19 protein-coding genes and 1 pseudogene are annotated in these 17,637 nt (G+C 39.2%); 17 read left to right on the top strand and 3 right to left on the bottom strand.

Translation table 11 applies throughout. From position 1 onward, the window contains the following. Positions 1 to 12 precede the first annotated feature (12 nt). The 15 genes and pseudogenes from ACHB7C_RS09695 to ACHB7C_RS09625 all read left to right on the top strand — a co-directional run bounded on the left by ACHB7C_RS09695 (position 13) and on the right by ACHB7C_RS09625 (position 9,471). Positions 13 to 705, top strand: coding sequence for a hypothetical protein (locus ACHB7C_RS09695; RefSeq protein WP_395347130.1), 693 nt, complete (start codon positions 13 to 15; stop codon positions 703 to 705). Between the two features lie 27 nt (positions 706 to 732). Continuing rightward, the gene (locus tag ACHB7C_RS09690; RefSeq protein WP_395347128.1) at positions 733 to 1,344 is read left to right on the top strand and encodes an ERF family protein; all 612 of its coding nucleotides are present in this window, start codon (positions 733 to 735) and stop codon (positions 1,342 to 1,344) included. Beyond that, positions 1,345 to 1,839, top strand: coding sequence for a single-stranded DNA-binding protein (gene ssb, locus ACHB7C_RS09685; protein ID WP_395347125.1), 495 nt, complete (start codon positions 1,345 to 1,347; stop codon positions 1,837 to 1,839). 40 nt (positions 1,840 to 1,879) lie between these two features. Further along, entirely contained in the window at positions 1,880 to 2,218 is a 339-nt protein-coding gene (locus ACHB7C_RS09680) for a hypothetical protein (RefSeq protein ID WP_081335995.1), read from the top strand. Between the two features lie 282 nt (positions 2,219 to 2,500). Beyond that, positions 2,501 to 3,034, top strand: coding sequence for a hypothetical protein (locus ACHB7C_RS09675; RefSeq protein WP_136134463.1), 534 nt, complete (start codon positions 2,501 to 2,503; stop codon positions 3,032 to 3,034). Positions 3,035 to 3,103: 69 nt separating this feature from the next. Then, positions 3,104 to 3,796, top strand: coding sequence for a hypothetical protein (locus ACHB7C_RS09670; RefSeq protein WP_136134462.1), 693 nt, complete (start codon positions 3,104 to 3,106; stop codon positions 3,794 to 3,796). 34 nt (positions 3,797 to 3,830) lie between these two features. Further along, entirely contained in the window at positions 3,831 to 4,463 is a 633-nt protein-coding gene (locus ACHB7C_RS09665) for an MT-A70 family methyltransferase (protein WP_136134461.1), read from the top strand. 7 nt (positions 4,464 to 4,470) lie between these two features. After that, positions 4,471 to 4,665: a hypothetical protein gene (locus ACHB7C_RS09660; RefSeq protein WP_136134460.1), complete on the top strand. Its 195-nt coding sequence runs from the start codon at positions 4,471 to 4,473 to the stop codon at positions 4,663 to 4,665. After that, positions 4,637 to 4,882 (top strand): hypothetical protein, encoded by a 246-nt coding sequence (locus ACHB7C_RS09655; protein ID WP_136134459.1) that lies wholly within the window; start codon positions 4,637 to 4,639, stop codon positions 4,880 to 4,882. The genes ACHB7C_RS09660 and ACHB7C_RS09655 overlap by 29 nt, the downstream gene beginning before the upstream one ends. 201 nt (positions 4,883 to 5,083) lie before the next feature. Next, positions 5,084 to 6,130, top strand: coding sequence for a site-specific integrase (locus ACHB7C_RS09650; protein WP_136134458.1), 1,047 nt, complete (start codon positions 5,084 to 5,086; stop codon positions 6,128 to 6,130). A 33-nt stretch (positions 6,131 to 6,163) separates the two neighbouring features. Then, positions 6,164 to 6,394, top strand: a pseudogene (locus ACHB7C_RS09645) (type I secretion system permease/ATPase); the annotation flags it as partial. 170 nt (positions 6,395 to 6,564) lie between these two features. After that, positions 6,565 to 6,858, top strand: coding sequence for a LexA regulated protein (ybfE, locus tag ACHB7C_RS09640; RefSeq protein ID WP_042846485.1), 294 nt, complete (start codon positions 6,565 to 6,567; stop codon positions 6,856 to 6,858). A 154-nt stretch (positions 6,859 to 7,012) separates the two neighbouring features. Beyond that, positions 7,013 to 7,540 (top strand): flavodoxin FldA, encoded by a 528-nt coding sequence (gene fldA / locus ACHB7C_RS09635; RefSeq protein WP_042846486.1) that lies wholly within the window; start codon positions 7,013 to 7,015, stop codon positions 7,538 to 7,540. A 267-nt stretch (positions 7,541 to 7,807) separates the two neighbouring features. After that, positions 7,808 to 8,257, top strand: coding sequence for a ferric iron uptake transcriptional regulator (fur, locus tag ACHB7C_RS09630; protein ID WP_042846487.1), 450 nt, complete (start codon positions 7,808 to 7,810; stop codon positions 8,255 to 8,257). Positions 8,258 to 8,931: 674 nt separating this feature from the next. After that, positions 8,932 to 9,471, top strand: a complete 540-nt coding sequence (locus tag ACHB7C_RS09625; protein ID WP_225832874.1) for a polymer-forming cytoskeletal protein — start codon at positions 8,932 to 8,934, stop codon at positions 9,469 to 9,471. 209 nt (positions 9,472 to 9,680) lie between these two features. On the opposite strand, the gene ACHB7C_RS09620 is transcribed toward ACHB7C_RS09625, so the two are convergent. Next, positions 9,681 to 11,078 (bottom strand): OprD family outer membrane porin, encoded by a 1,398-nt coding sequence (locus ACHB7C_RS09620; protein ID WP_042846489.1) that lies wholly within the window; start codon positions 11,076 to 11,078, stop codon positions 9,681 to 9,683. Between the two features lie 454 nt (positions 11,079 to 11,532). Here ACHB7C_RS09620 and ACHB7C_RS09615 point away from each other — a divergent pair, with 454 nt between their 5' ends. Continuing rightward, entirely contained in the window at positions 11,533 to 12,948 is a 1,416-nt protein-coding gene (locus ACHB7C_RS09615; RefSeq protein WP_048606586.1) for an MFS transporter, read from the top strand. 36 nt (positions 12,949 to 12,984) lie between these two features. On the opposite strand, the gene ansB is transcribed toward ACHB7C_RS09615, so the two are convergent. After that, on the bottom strand, positions 12,985 to 14,028 hold the full coding sequence (gene ansB, locus ACHB7C_RS09610; protein WP_048606585.1) for an L-asparaginase 2: 1,044 nt from the start codon (positions 14,026 to 14,028) through the stop codon (positions 12,985 to 12,987). A gap of 194 nt (positions 14,029 to 14,222) precedes the next feature. On the opposite strand from ansB, the gene ycaO reads away from it, so the two are divergent. Next, entirely contained in the window at positions 14,223 to 15,977 is a 1,755-nt protein-coding gene (ycaO, locus tag ACHB7C_RS09605; protein WP_071547884.1) for a 30S ribosomal protein S12 methylthiotransferase accessory factor YcaO, read from the top strand. A gap of 63 nt (positions 15,978 to 16,040) precedes the next feature. On the opposite strand, the gene ACHB7C_RS09600 is transcribed toward ycaO, so the two are convergent. Continuing rightward, positions 16,041 to 17,633: a UxaA family hydrolase gene (locus ACHB7C_RS09600; RefSeq protein ID WP_166685417.1), complete on the bottom strand. Its 1,593-nt coding sequence runs from the start codon at positions 17,631 to 17,633 to the stop codon at positions 16,041 to 16,043. Positions 17,634 to 17,637 lie beyond the last annotated feature (4 nt).

Below are 17,637 nucleotides of genomic sequence, written 5' to 3'. Positions count from 1 at the left end.
AAGAGAATAATTATGAATATTTATATTGATATCGAAACAATCCCATCACAAGACCCAGTCATTAAGCAGAAGTTTTTAGATGAAGTCACCGCTCCTGGTCAATACAAAAAGCAAGACTCTATTGATGCATGGCTAGCTGAAAATCGCGAAGCAGTAGGTGAAGAAAACTGGAAGAAAACTAGCTTTGACGGCGGGCTGGGTCATGTTTGCGTGATTGGTGTGGCGATCAATGACAGTGAAACCAAAACTTTCTATGCAGAAGATTACTTGGCCAATGAAAAGAAAATCATCACTGATTTATTCGAACTAATTGATGCTAACTACGACCCATCAAAAAACATTCCACCTGTTTTTATTGGGCATAACATCGCAGAGTTTGACCTTAAATTCTTGTTCCAGCGTGCTGTAGTTCTTGGTGTTAAGCCGCCAAAAGTAATTCCGTTCGGTGCTAGACCTTGGGATAAATCGTTATTCGACACAATGACAGTTTGGGCTGGGCATAATGGACGCGTGTCGCTAGATAAACTCTGCTCTGTGCTTGGTTTAAATGCCAAAGGCTCTGAAACTGGCGAGGATATCGACGGTAGTAAGGTTTGGGATTTTGTTAAGGATGGCAAGATTTCAGTAGTCGCAGAGTACTGTAAGGGTGATGTTGATCGAGTTCGAGATATTCATAAACGCATGACATTTCAATTGACCGCCTAGTTTGGCGGTTTTTTGTAGGAGGTAATCATGAGTGAGGTATACAAAGCAATAAGTAATGTAGCCAAGGAGCTGGCTGAAACGGGAATTAAGAAAGGAAGCAAAAATCAACAACAAGGATTTATGTTTAGAGGCATTGATGCTGTCTATAACGCTCTAGCACCTGCATTGGTTAAGCATGGATTGCTTATTTTGCCAAGAATCATTGATCGCACAGTCACAGAGAGAACAACCCAAAAAGGAGGAGTATTAATTTACGTAACCGTCAAAGCTGAGTTTGATTTTGTATCTGTCACGGATGGCAGTAAACACACAGTCATGACTTATGGTGAAGCTATGGATAGCGGAGACAAAGCCACAAACAAAGCGATGTCTATTGCATATAAATACGCAGCCTTTCAAGCGTTCTGTATACCAACTGAGGAAACAGCGGTTGATGCTGACGCAGAGGTGCACAACGTAGCACCGAAAACACCAGAGCAAATATTAAGTGATTACACAGGCTTTTTGCATGAAGCAACTAGCGAACTTGCGATCACGAATGAGTACAAAAAAGTATGGAATGAATTAAGCGGTACTCACCAAGAAGAGTGCAAGCGACTAACTGGAATAAGAATTAGCGAACTTAAAAAGGCGGCGTAAATGGCAAGTAAAGGTGTAAACAAGGTAATTCTCATTGGTCACTTAGGCCAAGACCCTGAAATTCGATACATGCCAGCAGGTGGCGCAGTAGCAAATCTCACCCTAGCCACATCGGAAACATGGCGTGATAAACAATCAGGTGAGATGCGCGAAAAAACCGAATGGCATCGAGTGTGCATCTTCGGCAAGTTAGCTGAGATAGCAGGTGAATACCTGAAAAAAGGCTCACAAGTCTATATCGAAGGTTCTTTGCAAACGCGTAAATGGCAAGACCAAAGCGGTCAAGACCGATACACAACAGAAGTGGTCGTAAATATCGGCGGCTCTATGCAAATGCTAGGCGGTAACGACAATCAGGCAGGAAGCCAGCAGCCAGCGCGACAACCTCAGCAACAACAAGCGCCGCAGAATGATCCACCGATGGATTGGGATGACAATATCCCCTTCGCTCCTATCGGACTCCCCTACCCACGCCACGCTATTTATGTGATTTAACCAAAGGATATATTTGCAAGGATGCAAACAGGAGATAGATATGACAGATAAACTCAAAAAAGAAATAAGCAGCATTATGGATAGAGCGGCAATGGGCAATGCGACCGTCTGTATATTAAATCGCTTCGCCAGCACCGTTCAGATAGCATCATTTTTAATTAGCAAAGGGAAAGTGAAAGAAGCCACCGATTGGCTATATGGTGCTTTGGAGTGGGATTCTGAGGTTGATATTTTTAGCGACCTAAAAGATAGCGACGGTAATTCAGAGGATATTCAAACTTGGTTTGATAAGCAAATGGAAGGCGAAATTAGCTTTGCGGAAGCAATTGAGTTAATCCGCAAACATTACACAGAACTAGAAAAGCTACGGACAGCTTAATTTAACTCGCAGGGATGCAATGAATAAAAAAATGCCGCCACGGCGCGGACGGCAAGGGGACGTGCAGGAATGAAGCTTATAATTTATCTGTGTATGCAGTTTAAGAATAGTTAAGGCATGGAATTTAGCAAGGAAGACAGATAAAAAAAAGCCGACACAGGGAGGTCGGCGAGGACTACAAAAATAATTAGAAAGTTCAAATTAACTATAGGTCATAAATTAAAAACAATGATGAATTATTTTAATCATATCGATTAAATAGATGCAATAATAGGAATGAATATGAAGGTTGAACAATCTCAAGTGACTAAACTGGTGATAGCAGGCATAGAGCGTCACGACCCCATTCATGTTTACCTTGAAGATTACGGTGATAACAAAAATGGCAGAGTTACTATTAGCGAAAGTGGCGATTCATGGTCTTGTTTTTGGGGCTCTATGGGCAGCTCACTAGTTGAGTTTATTCATAGGATTAATAACCACTACTGGATAGGTAAGCTAGATTCTAATTTAAACTCTGAGATAGATGATGATAACGATGCAAATGCTGAATATGCTAAAAAGCAAGTTATCGAACTGCGCAAAGATGATGAAATAGACCAATACGAAGCAAGGGAGTATTGGGATTTAATTGAATCATCCGATGATGTTAAGAGTGATTGTTGCAATTGCTATATAGGAAGTAAGTTGCTTAGTTTGTTTGGCGATGATGCTTGGTATAACGATTGGCCTTCTATTCCCAACCCTAAATATCTAAGAATGGAATCGCGCTTAAATGCAGTTCGTGAGGCATTAAAACAAATAAGTGTGAATTAAGGAGGCATTTTGACAGTGGATTAGTCACATGGATGTGAGTATGATTCCTGCTTTAAATAAGGAGGGGTTATGAAGAGAAGTTGGTTGTTATACATAGCTTTGGGAGTTGCTATTTTTTTTGCTATAACTTACGCAATTTTCTTTTATTGGAATATTGATAACAATAATAAATGGAGTACATTTTTTAGTTTCACATCTACTTTTGGTATAGTAGCTACCATTGTTGTTTATTGGCTAGGTAAAGCAGATTTAGACAAAAAAGAAAAACGCTCAAATAAAATAAACTTAAAATCGATTAGCACTAGATTAAATCATCAAATTAAAATAAACACACATATAACGGAGCAATTGAAATCTCTATGTGAAAACATTATCAATAACGGAGAATATTTAGATATTAAATTCCATATAACAAATAATTTTTTACTTGTCGTGACAAGAGACAAAAGGCTTGATCTTATATGGAAGAATCCTTATGAACCATTTTCCATAATTGAAATATCACCTAAAGAATTAGAAGCCATATATAAAGATTTAACTATACTACCAAATAACAAACTCTTAATCGATTTGTTTAGTGAGTTTATAATTGACGCATATGACATACTATACGACTCAACGCTTCTTATTGAAAAAATAACAAGTGAATATAAAGTAGATAGTTTGTATAGCACAGTAATTAATTTAAATAATGCTTGTGATTCATTTTTAGAAAGGCAAGAAGAAATAAAAGATAACTTATCAAAACTCCCCCTGCACTAGCAGGGTTTTTTATATCTAAAATTCAGGAGGCACATTGAAAAAATATGATCTTATTTTAGCTGACCCACCTTGGCAATACAGCAATAAAGTTTCCAACGGTGCCGCCAATAACCATTACCAAACCACCAGCCTATTTGATTTAAAACACCTCCCCGTTCATACCATCGCCGCCGAAAACTCAGCCCTTGCCATGTGGTACACAGGCAATTTTGTACAAGAAGCATTTGAGTTAGCCAAAGCGTGGGGTTTTAAAGTTAAAACTATGCTCGGTTTCGTTTGGGTTAAATTAAATAAGTTGGCAATGGAAAGAATAACAAAGCAAATTCAAAACGGTGAGTTATTCGATGCCTACGATTACATGGATATTTTAAATAACGAAACGAAAATCAATGGCGGTAATTACACTCGAGCAAATACGGAAATATTCCTAATAGCTGTTCGTGGTAATGGCCTACCCCGTCAATCTGCAAGTGTTCGGCAAGTAATTTACTCATGCCTTGGTGATCATAGTGAAAAGCCAAAGGAAGTACATCACAGACTAGAAGAGCTATACGGAAACGTGCCACGCATCGAATTATTCGCTCGTGAGAAATTTGGTGATTGGGATGTATTCGGGGATCAGGTGGAAAGCAATATTCAATTTAATAACATATTGAAAATAGCATAGGTGAATTATGGACATTATTGACTCAGCAAACGAACTAGAGCAATTACACATTCAAGCCGCATTATCAAATCTCCAGCCAGTAATTAAATCAATAAATGGAATGTGCATCTGGTGCGAAGAAATGCCAGCAGCACCAAATAGCGCATATTGCAGTAAAGATTGCGGAGATGATTATGAGCAATATAAGCGGAAAAATGGATGATGTGATGCTTGAAAACGGACGCCGAAAGATAGCAAGGGAATGCCGTGACAAATTAAAGCAACTCAAAAAACTCAGCGATAAACAAAGTACAGCAATACTCAAAGATTACCTTCCAAAGTTTCAATTAACACTCAGCGAAAAACACAAGAAATTCCCACCGATTATGTGGTTGACTTGGTACGTCAACTCTATCGATAAGGAGATTAATAGTGGATGACAAATATTACACGGTAGAAGAATACTCAAAGCTACTGAACTTATCAAAAGGCACTATCTATAGAAAGCCATCGAAATACTACATGTTTAAAGTTGGTGGCTCATGGCGTGCAAACAAGGAAAGCCTGAAAAAGTTTGAACAGGCGCAGTTTAACGACAATAATGTCTATCGGCTGGCTGTAGTCGGTAGCGGGAGAAAAACATGCCGATCTACAAAAGAGGTAAGAAATACTGGGTTGACGTTACAGCACCAAGCGGAGAAAGAATTAGAAAACCTGCTGGCACGGAGGATAAAGTCAAAGCCCAAGAGTATCATGACAAGTTAAAACATGACCTATGGCAGATGGAGAAGCTAGATAAAACGCCAGATAGGTCATTTGAAGAAATGATGTTACTCACCTTAAAAGACGCTGAAGGGCAATCAACATACCAAACGAAACTTGCCTATGCGGATTACTTTCAGCAAATATTTAGGGGTAGAAAAATATCGACTATAACGAGCGATGAAATAGCCAACTCATTACCACTGTATAACCCAAAGACAAAGAGGAAACTATCCAACGCAACACAAAATAGATACCGCTCGTTTATTATGCGTGCTTTCTCTTTGGCTCACAAGATGGGATGGATATTAAAGTCATCGTACATCCCAAGAATGAAAGAGCCAACAGTTAGGGTTCGATGGTTAGAGAAGTGGGAGGCTGAACTTCTGCTTTCCAATATCAAAGTTAAGTGGATGAGGGATTTTGTTTCTATTGCTATTTTAACAGGCATGAGAAAAAGCGAAATATTATCACTTAAATGGAAGAGCGTAGACCTAGTTAGAAGAGTTGCTCATGTAACGGCTGATAATGCAAAGTCAGGGAGAGCTAGACCGGTTCCTCTAAATGAGGTGGCCATTGAAATTCTAAATGGAATTGAAAATGATGGTGACTATGTGTTTTCTAACGAAGGAAAGCGAAGGAGTAACTATTATCGTGAATGCTATTACCAAGCATTAGCTGATTCTGGCATAACTGATTTCACTTTTCACGACCTCAGACATACATGGGCAAGTTGGCACGCCCAAAGTGGAACTCCATTGATGGTACTTAAAGAAATGGGAGGATGGGAGACATTAGAAATGGTTCAGAAATATGCACACTTTAGCGGTCAACATTTAACCAAATATAGTGAGCATGTCACAATCTCGACACAGTCGAAGAATGAAGCCAGTCAAAAGCCACATCTAACACTTTTAACTGGCTGATGTACAACGATTAATTTCACACATCCAAAATTCCAAATCACTTCAACTTTAGATTACGAGTCAGAAGCGGCAATTATGGCAAATATGCCGCTAATCACCCAAGGCAGAACCGTTATTAGTATTGCTCATCGACTTAACACTATTATGCATGCTGATAAAATTTGTGTTATTTGCCATGGGGAAGTGACAGAAATGGATACTCATGAGAATTTACTCAAATTAAAAGGCCTGTATGCCAACTTATGGCAGCAACAGACACAATGATTATGTCTAAAAAAGCACCACCCATACTGTAAGTGGTGCTTTTTTGTTAAATGTGTGTTTTTTTTAACCTATTGAATACACTAGCCTAGTATGCAGCTATAGCACTAGGGGATTAGCTAGGGTATCATTGCGCGCTGAATTACTGGCACACCCCTTTAGCAGTTATAGACATGGCAAAAGAACAAACTGATCGTACTACTCTGGATTTGTTCGCTGAGGAACGAAGGCCTGGGCGACCTAAGACAAGCCCGCTATCACGGGATGAACAATTAAGGATCAACAAACGTAACCAGCTAAAACGCGATAAAGTCAAAGGATTGCGTAGAGTTGAGTTAAAACTGAATGAAGAAGCTGTCGCTGTATTGAACCAATTAGCTGAAGATAAAAATATAAGCCGTAGTGAATTGATCGAAGAAATTTTGATGTCACAACTTGAACAGGTTAATGAAGCGATACGCAAATAGTGTCATCTTGATAAATCACACAAATTTGACAGACTTAGACGCATTTTTTCGCCAGAATAAGGCGTAATATTATATTTATTTTCGTTCTAAAAGAGCTATAGAAGATCAGCACTAACTTCTATCTCCCTTAGAAAAACAAGAGGTTAATCACTTTATGGCAGTCATAGGCATTTTCTTCGGAAGTGACACAGGTAACACAGAAAATATTGCCAAAATGATCCAAGAAAGACTAGGCAAAGATGTAGCAGAAGTTCATGATATTGCTAAATGTAGCAAAGAAGATATCGAAGCTTTTGACATTCTACTTCTGGGTATTCCTACTTGGTATTATGGTGAAGCTCAATGTGATTGGGATGATTTTTTCCCAACTCTCGAAGAAATTGATTTTGAAGGTAAACTTGTCGCCTTATTTGGTTGTGGAGACCAAGAAGACTACGCAGAATATTTCTGTGATGCGATGGGAACCATTCGCGATATCATCGAACCTCGTGGTGCTGTTATTGTGGGTCATTGGCCAACTGAAGGTTACCACTTTGAAGTATCCAAAGGTATGGCAGATGACAATCACTTTATTGGTTTAGCCATTGATGAAGATCGTCAGCCTGAACTAACTGATGAACGTGTCGATGCATGGGTAAAACAAATCTCTGAAGAAATGTCCTTAGCAGAAATTATCGGCTAAGGCATATGAAATAGAGCCTAACCCATAGATCAGCTCACTTGTCGCTCTAAACGCATCATTCAAACAAGTGATCTAGTCTAAAATAGCCGATAAAGCATCCTAATAGGATAGGCTCTCAAGAGATTATCAAAATAATGAGACAAAGCATGGTTTCTATTTTTATTTTCCATGCCTATAATTGTAAAACAGTTTAGAAGACAACTGAATTTATGTTAAAAACGTCTCATTATTGTTAAATTTATGATTTAAGATACAGGACAAACCCGCATGACAGACAACAATAAAGCATTGAAAAATGCTGGACTCAAAGTCACTCTTCCAAGACTTAAGATTTTGGAAGTACTTCAAGAGCCTGAGTGCCACCACGTCAGTGCGGAAGATCTCTATAAAAAGCTGATCGACATGGGCGAAGAGATCGGGCTAGCTACCGTATACCGTGTATTAAACCAGTTTGATGATGCAGGTATCGTAACCCGCCATAACTTTGAGGGTGGAAAATCTGTATTCGAATTAACTCAGCAGCATCACCATGACCACTTAATCTGTTTAGATTGTGGCAAAGTGATTGAGTTTACTGACGAATCTATTGAAACTCGCCAGAAAAATATCGCCGCTCGCCATGGTATTAAATTATCTAACCATAGTTTATATCTATATGGCCATTGCGCAGATGGTGATTGCCGTGAAAATGCTGACGCACACGAAGCAAAAGAGTAAAAGAATCACAAGGTATTGCTACCCTATGAATAAATCATAGTAGCGACAAACGAAAAACCCCTGATAACCATGCTATTGCTAAATGTTATCAGGGGTTTTTATTTCCATAAATTATATTGTTATTCACACTATATTGGTGATTAAGCTCACTAATCTTCTGACAACTTTCACTTAAATCGCCAAATATCAGCACAGAGCTTGCATATTTAGCGCTCGATAATAAGTTGCAATTCAACCCAAATCCTTTATATTATTTTACATATGAATTTTCTTATATTAGAAATTATGCTGCCTTTATTAGTATAGGTACATAAATATCATCATAGATGATTTCCAATATATCAATAATATAAAATTTATATGTATTTAGCTTATTAACTCATTATAATTGTATTATCTTAAATTACAGTTATTCTTTAGTCTGTAACGAAGACGTTATATTACATTTTTTTTGTGTAGTCATTTTTTTTGACTAAACTCATTTATGTAGCTTTAGTCATTTTGTAAGAGATTAACTGATGAAAAAAACCTACCTTTTTCTTAATACTAGTTTTTTCTTCTGGTTTCTTACTTTGATAGGATGGTTTTTTAGTTACTCTGCCATCACCTTATTTTCATTTGTATTATCAATTTTGTTCTTGATCTTACACTTCAATCAAAAAAAGGTAAGTAAAATGTTCACCAAAAGACAAAACAAACCAACCCCTGAAGTAACCCCAACACCAACCGCTAGCACGCCCGAAGCACCCGCTAAGCTAGAAGAACAGATTACAATAGCAACCCCGACTATAAGTGAAGAGAAATCCAATACCATCATCTCAAGGGATGTCATTTTTGAAGGTAATATTACCTCTAATGAACAAGTACATATTTATGGCAAAGTGATTGGTAACATTATAGGGAAAAATAATACAGTGAAAGTCATGTTAAATGGCCAAGTTACTGGGAACATTACCAGTAAAGAGTTGATTGTTAACGGGCGAGTTGAAGGGGAATGTTTATCTGATTCGATAAGCATCGAAAATAATGGTGAAATTCATGGAACCATTCAATATAGTAATTTATCTATTAAGAAAGGTGGTATTTTATCAGGGCAAGCAAAAGTAAAAGAGGCTACTTTACATAATGAAAAAGTAACCCAATTAAAAGATAGGGTAAAACACGACCTTCACACCCCTACCGATAACATCGATAAAGACATCGCTTCTATATAATTATTAATAAATCTAAGTATTGTTTTAACCATTCAAAAAAGGTGAAATATATTCACCTTTTTTATTCAATCACCATTCCCTTAATATACGTATAATTAACTATTTCATTACATCATTTAATATTTAGTCTGTATGTTATTCCTATTTTTAGTAGATCACTGCCAAAATAATTAATTTAAAGCAGCAATCTACTCTCAAAAAAATTGATATTAAAATACAGTAAATGGCATCATCACCATAAATTTAATATCTTTTTCATCTTGGAAGATATTGCCATAACCACCGCCATAGCTAGGAATATCTGTATGGTTATCATATTTAGTAAAGTGCAACTTAAATAGTGTGTCTTTTGCACGGCCTGATTGTACTGTATATAAAATATCAAAGTTCCAAGCGCTTTCTCTTAAACGCACATCCTGAGCGTATTGTGAGTTAGTGCTCGGTTTTGCATCCCAACCATAAATATAGGATGTCCCAACTTTCCACCCTGCTAAATCCCAATTTTTTAAATCATACATTACACCTGCATACACCGCTTTTTCATTGTTCGCATTCCAATCAGAGCGGCCATCCCACCATATATCCATACGGCCGTTTGACGTCGCCCAACCCGGTGTCATACGTTGTAAAAAATAACCTTGGTTTCCTTCAGCTTTAACATATGTCCCTTCAACCTTAAAATCGAATTCGTCATAGGTATAACCTAATGTCATCGCTTGTAACCATGCTAAACCATCGTATACGTCATTAACGCCACCGTCTGAAACTTTATCTTTCGAGCCATAAAATTGATAAGAAAGACGTAAATCGCGGTCAACTACAGGTACTGCATATGATACCTTCGCAAAATACTGGTCCATATAATCCTTTGCTTGACCGTATGAACCTTCTAACACTAATGAATTTTTAAAATCATATTTAAAACCAATAGCATGTAAATAACTGATCCCTGTTTTACCATCCGCTTCTCGGAAATTGTACATATCACGATACCAAGGGGCTTTATAGCGGTCAGCCCATATGTACGACATGCTAAGTTCACCACTTTGCTCAAAATCAAATACCCCACCAACCTCTACCCCTCGGTAAGTTCCTGGCATATAGCTCCAATGAGAAGCAAGCAGTGTTTGCCCTGTTGGTTGAATATAGCCCCCTCTTCCCCAAAAAGGCCCATACTTCATTTTTGCCGCGGCTTTATAAATACTCACACCACTGCGGTCGCCTTTATATTTTTCATCCCAGCGTGTCTTTGCATCACTGAAACCAATTTCATTGGGAGCCGCAGGCCCACTATTGGATAATTCGATTGCGGTAAAACCAGCCAAATCTAAGCCAATAAAGTCCTGAAAATAACCTGAGGAAAAATCAAGGCTAGCGTTGAAAGTCGAGTGCTTAAGGTTATCTGCATATTTTTTATATTTGTCGCTATTTGGGTCTAAATCTTTACGTGAACGATCCCTTTGCCAATAGTAGAGTCCACCTTTTAGTGTCGAATCTTCCAAAAATTGCTCTGCTTGCATGATAGGATGATAACCAATTGGCAGCATAGCGATGGCTATTTTTAAGACGAGCAGTTTCCTGCCAGTATTGACATGTTTATTAACCATTCTTGTATTCCTCTAATAATTTTTAGTTTTAATTTTTCGGCCGAAATACGATTTAACTTTCCTTTTAAATCTAATAATTCACAATAACTTAAGCTATTTGTGATGTATTTAGCCTATTTTTTGCGACGCGAATTATCAACACAGATACTGGCTTTGTTGCCAAAATATGATCAGCGACACATTAATTTTTTTTAGTGATGGTTATCAATATTGATTACTCAATAAAAAATAAAATGTAACTATTTGATAAATAATTAAAATTAAACATGTACTAATAACAGCCTGGATTAAAAAACAATTCAATAAATAGCTATCTAATGATTTATTTATCTTAATTTTATAGTAATTGCTTAAGTTATATCACCACATTGACCTAATTGAATAAAAATGTATAACTGGTATAAGCATATTTAGTTGGGTTTTCTTAATTTATTTCACATATTAGAGAAAATGGATGACTCAGAATAACGAACAAGGCTGGAGCGTACTCCTTACGGGTAAAAACCTTTGGCTAACTCTAGCGTTAGCAGGGGGCATTTGCCTACATGCGATTAATGTTTATATCACTATCACAACGCTCCCTTCTGTCGTTAGGGATATTGGTGGTATCCGATTCTATGCATGGAATACAACTTTATTTATCCTTTCATCCATTATTCTTTCTGCACTAACCTCTCGGATTTTAAACCATCTCGGTCCTAAACGGAGTTATTTACTCGCTACTGCTATCTTCCTAATTGGCTCTGTTATTTGTGCCATCACGCCTTCTATGTTTATCATGTTGCTTGGCCGGATTATTCAAGGAGCAGGCGGGGGAATATTACTGACACTTTCCTACTCAATGGTGCATATTGTTTTCCCTCAGCACCTATGGTCAAAAGTATTAGCCATGATGTCGAGTATGTGGGGGATGGCAACATTACTGGGCCCCGCATTAGGTGGTTTTTTTGCTGAATATGATATCTGGCGCGGTGCATTTTGGTGCTTAGTATTTGTTGGGATACCTTATTTATGGCTAACGTGGTTGATTTTACCAAGTCATAATTTAACTGAAAAATGCCCTCAAGACCCAATCCCACTGCAAGCTTTGTTGCTACTTTCTGCCGCAGTATTGGCTATTTCACTTGGAAGTCTAAGTAAAGCAAGTCTAATCCCTATTCTTGGGATGTTAATTGCCATTTTATTATGTATACGATTAGTTAAACTTGAACGGACAGCCGAAAATACACTATTTCCCCAAGGTACATTCCATTACAAAGCACAACTTGCTCCTATTTACCTTACGATGGCGCTATTAGGGCTAAGTGTGCAAACAGAAGTTTTTGTCCCTTATTTTTTACAAACCCTTCATGGTGTTGCTCCATTAATGTCAGGCTACTTGGCCGCCTTAGTTGGAGCAGGATGGTCATGTTCTGCCATTATCTCGTCTTCATGCAAACCCGAACATGCGATAAAAACTATACGAATAGGCCCTTTTATTACCTTTAGTGCATTAGCTATTTTAGCACTTTTCATAACAAACATTTGGCAGATTGAAACGCTGCAAATCTGGATAATCTGCTTAGCATTATTCACAACAGGAGCTAGTATCGGCGCAGCTTGGCCACATTTGCTAACCCGTGTCCTGCAAGTTTCTATCGGCCCTGAATCACAAAAAGCCTCTTCAGCGATTACCACATTGCAGCTATTCTCCACTGCGTTTGGCGCATCTTTAGCTGGGTTAATCGCCAACCTTGCAGGGTTATCAGTACCAGGGGGAGTTGAAGGGGCGCAATCCTCAGCGAGTTGGCTATTTGCTGTGTTTTCACTGATCCCGTTACTTGCCTTAATGACGGCAAATATCGTTGCTAACAGAATGAAAGGTCAGTAACTAGAAGGCGGTAAACTCACCGCCTTCTATGCATAGTTAATATTGTTCAAATAGTTCTTGAATTTGTTTTGCATCCTTCGTTTGCGTCAAGGCTAATTGTAGTAAAACCCGTGCTTTTTGTGGGTTTAACCGTTCTGATGCTACAAAGCCATATAAGTTATCATCAACTTCCGCATTACGTGTGGTATAGCCTGTTGGTACACGGCTTGAACGCACGACCACAACATCTTCTTTTGCTGCGTTTGCTAAGGCATCAAATACTGTTTTATACATATTACCATTACCGACTCCCGCACTTACTATCCCCTCAACCCCTTCTTCTCTAAGTGCTTTAACTGGTGCTGCGGAGGCATTAGCATAATTATACACAATACCCACCATCGGTAGTTTTTCGAGTTTACTCACATCAAATACCGCCTTATCACTACGGGGCTGGGCAGCTTGGAAGTACGTCACTTTACCATCATGAATAAACCCTTCGGCCCCCGCGTTCACTGCATCAAACGCTTGTACTTCTGTAGTACTCATTTTCATCACATTGCGGCCTTGAACAACTTTATCATTCATAGCCATTAAAACCCCACGCTGCCCTGCTGATTTGTCTGTCGCTAAAACGACGGCGTTATACAAATTAAGCGGGCCGTCGGCACCTAACGCCGTTGAGGGGCGCATTGCCCCCACTAATACAATAGGTTTTTTACAACTCGTGGTTAAATCGAGAAAAAAAGCGGTTTCTTCTAATGTATCAGTCCCATGAGTGATCACAAAACCATCAGTTTTATCACAATCTTGATTAATCTTTTTAGCCAGTGTTAGCCAAACTTGGTCATTCATATCTTGGGAACCGATATTCACCAACTGCTCACCACTTAAATTAGCAATTTTTTTAGTTTCAGGAACAGCATTAATTAATGCGTCAATCCCGACTTTACCTGCTTGGTAGTTTGAAGAGGTTGCTGAATCTCCGCCTCCAGCAATAGTCCCTCCCGTCGCTAATACCGTAATATTGGGTTGGGCAATTGCTGATACGGCAAACAATGAAACCAGTGTCGCGAGTAGCGCTTTATTTCTGTTTTTCATCTTAATTTCCTTTCATTAATAAACTTCAGTTATTATGTGTATTTGTGCTGGGTTTTATGTGATCTATATAATTATTTTACGATAAATAATGAATTTTAAGATGATTTCTCTATGAACGAATAAAAAGCGTGAGGCTGACGACAAAAATCCGTATCATAGCCCGTTTGAAACACCCTACTCACAAGTGACTGACAATGAGCCAAACTTTTATACCCGGCAAAGATGCCGCTCTTGAAGATTCCATCGATGCATTTCAAACCAAATTAAAAAAATTGGGGTTTGATATTGAAGAAGCATCTTGGTTAAACCCTGTACCAAACGTTTGGTCAGTACATATTCGCGATAAAGAATGCCCTCTTTGCTTTACTAATGGCAAAGGTGCGAGCAAAAAAGCGGCATTAGCCTCTGCACTTGGCGAGTATTTTGAACGTTTATCAACTAACTACTTCTTTGCTGACTTTTACTTAGGTAAAGCGATTTCTGAAGGGGACTTTGTTCATTATCCCAATGAAAAATGGTTCCCACTGACAGAAGATGACAGCTTGCCTGAAGGCTTATTAGATAGCCGTCTGCTCAAATTCTATGACCCAGATAACGCATTAGCAGCAAGCCAATTAATTGATTTGCAATCAGGTAATGAAGAACGGGGTATTTGCGCCCTACCATTTACCCGCCAATCAGACGATAAAACGGTTTATATTCCAATGAATATCGTTGGCAATTTATACGTTTCTAACGGTATGTCTGCGGGAAATACAGCGAATGAAGCCCGAGTACAAGGCCTTTCTGAAGTCTTTGAACGTTTTGTAAAAAACAAAATTATCGCAGAAAGTATCAGCTTACCAACGATCCCAGCAGACGTGATGGCACGTTACCCTAGCGTAGTTGAAGCTATTGATACCCTTGAAAAAGAAGGCTTCCCAATTTTCTGCTACGACGCTTCATTAGGTGGGAAATACCCTGTCATTTGTGTCGTGTTATTTAACCCACAAAATGGCACTTGTTTTGCCTCATTTGGAGCTCACCCTGACTTTGGTGTTGCCCTTGAACGTACCGTCACTGAATTACTGCAAGGTCGTGGCTTAAAAGACCTCGATGTATTCAATGCCCCAACGTTTGATGACGAAGAAGTGGCTGAACACACCAATCTTGAAACTCACTTTATTGATTCAAGTGGTTTAATTAGCTGGGATCTATTCAAAGATGATGCGGATTATGCATTTGCAGATTGGAGTTTCAAAGGGACAACCCAAGAAGAATTTGCAACGCTTATCAGTATCTTCAATACCTTAGATGCAGAAGTGTATATTGCGGACTATAACCATTTAGGCGTATACGCATGCCGTATCTTAGTACCGGGTATGTCTGATATTTACCCGGTTGAAGACCTACATATCGCCAATAATGCGATGGGGGCTTATTTACGCGATACTATTATTAATTTGCCGGATAGCCAATGGGAAAAGCAAGACTACCTTGCCCTTATTGAGCAATTAGATGATGACGGTCTAGACGACTTCACCCGTGTCCGTGAGCTACTTGGTTTAGCTGTGGGTAAAGATAACGGCTGGAGCAACCTGCGTATTGGTGAGCTAAAATCCATGCTAGCACTGGCTGGTGGTGACCTTGAGCAAGCATTAGCTTGGGTTGAGTGGACGCAAGATTTCAACAGTTCAGTATTTACTGCAGAGCGTGCGAATTATTATCGTTGTTTGCAAACCCTGCTGTTGCTTTCTCAAGAAGAACAGCGTGAGCCTACTCAATACTACAACGCATTTGTTCGTATGTATGGGAAAGAAGCGGTGGATGCAGCATCTGCGGCTCTTGCGGGTGAATCATGTTTCTATGGTTTGTGGTCCATTGACGATGAACTAAAAGCGTTACCTGCACATCAAGCCTTGCTTGCCGCTTATGAAAAACTACAAAAAGCGAAAAGAGACAACGCATAATAGGTATTAGTTTATTGACGGGGTATCCTTACCCCGTCAATATTTAGTTTTATTCTAAATAACTTATAAATCGAGTGAACGTTTCCACAGTAAAAAATCATACTGCTCTAAACGGTCTGCTTTGACTTTATAGTCCCCACTCGCCGTTTCAATAACACGCTCAAACAACCCTTCGCTTATCGTCGGTAATGGGACACCCTCTATAATTGGCCCGCAATCATAATCAATCATATCCGATAAACGCTCTGCTATTGCGCTATTTGTGGATATTTTCAACACCGGAACAATTGGGTTCCCTGTCGGCGTACCAAGACCCGTCGAGAAGATAACCACATTACATCCCGCAGCCACTAACCCCGTAACCGCATCCACATCGTTACCGGGCGTACAAACTAACGATAACCCACTATTTGGCATTGGCTCTGCATAATCACACACCGCACTAATTGGCGATGTTCCACCCTTTTTAGCCGCTCCCGTTGATTTAATTGCATCTGTTATCAACCCATCTGCAATATTGCCCGGACTTGGGTTATCTGCAATGGTCGTACTAAAGAAATTTGCCGTTTTTTCATAGCGTTCCATTAGTTCAAGGAATTTCTTTTTATCATCAAAAGCGATACAGCGTTTCACCATATCCCCTTCAGCACCACAGAGTTCGGGGAATTCCGCTAAACCAGATGCACCGCCAAGAGTCACTAACCAATCAGAAACTAACCCCATTGCAGGGTTACCAGAAATCCCTGAAAAACCATCAGATGCCCCGCATTTAACACCTAGTTTTAAATATGATAGAGGGACATCAACCCGAGACTGAGGCTTAACTGCTTTCATGCCCTCATACGTTTGCTTTAATGCCGTTTGCATCATTTGTTCCTCGCTGTTCCATTCTTGTTGACGGAAATACAGCGTCGGTTTATCAAAGTTAGGATTACGGGCAAAAAGTGATTCTTTGAACATGTCCCGCTGTGCTTTTTCACAACCTAAACTAAATACAGTGATCCCAATGACATTAGGATGGTCTGCATAAGCCGCAAGCACATCACACATCGTTTTGCTGTCTGACGTTGCCCCACCGCACCCGCTGGTTACAGTAATACAGCGAACACCTTCTATATGTGGAAATAGTTTTGGCTTAGTGATTGCCTCTTGTGCGCCCGCCGTTAAATCAAGTGCGAAACTTTTTAAGCTATTATTGCTGTAACCCAATGCGTCATTAAGAGCATCAGTCAACTTAGTCACATTGCGGTTTTCACAAAACACTAATGGAAAAATTAACCAGTAATTAGCCGTACCAACGCGGCCATCATCCCGTAAATACCCTTTAAATGTACGCCCCTTATATTGTGAAACATCTGGGGCCAGCCATTCATAAGGCTCTTGTTCTAACGAAACAGGTGCAGCATAGTGGCGGATATTATCAACCGTAATCGCCTCACCTTTTGCGATAGCTTTTGTGGCTTTCCCTACTGCCGTACCATACATAGACACAATGCCATCAACAGGGATAGCTTCAAGGGCAAATTTGTGCTTGGCTTTGACCTCTGTCACTAACGTAACGCTTTCATTTCCCCATTGATAAGTCTCACCTGCATGTAAGTCTTTCAGCGCTACAATCAGATTATCACTTTCATCTATTCTTAATATTTTTTGCATGTTT

Source organism: Providencia sp. 2024EL-00732 (assembly GCF_044006275.1).
Taxonomy (GTDB): Bacteria; Pseudomonadota; Gammaproteobacteria; order Enterobacterales; family Enterobacteriaceae; genus Providencia; species Providencia huashanensis.
This window is presented reverse-complemented; position numbering and strand designations above follow the sequence as displayed.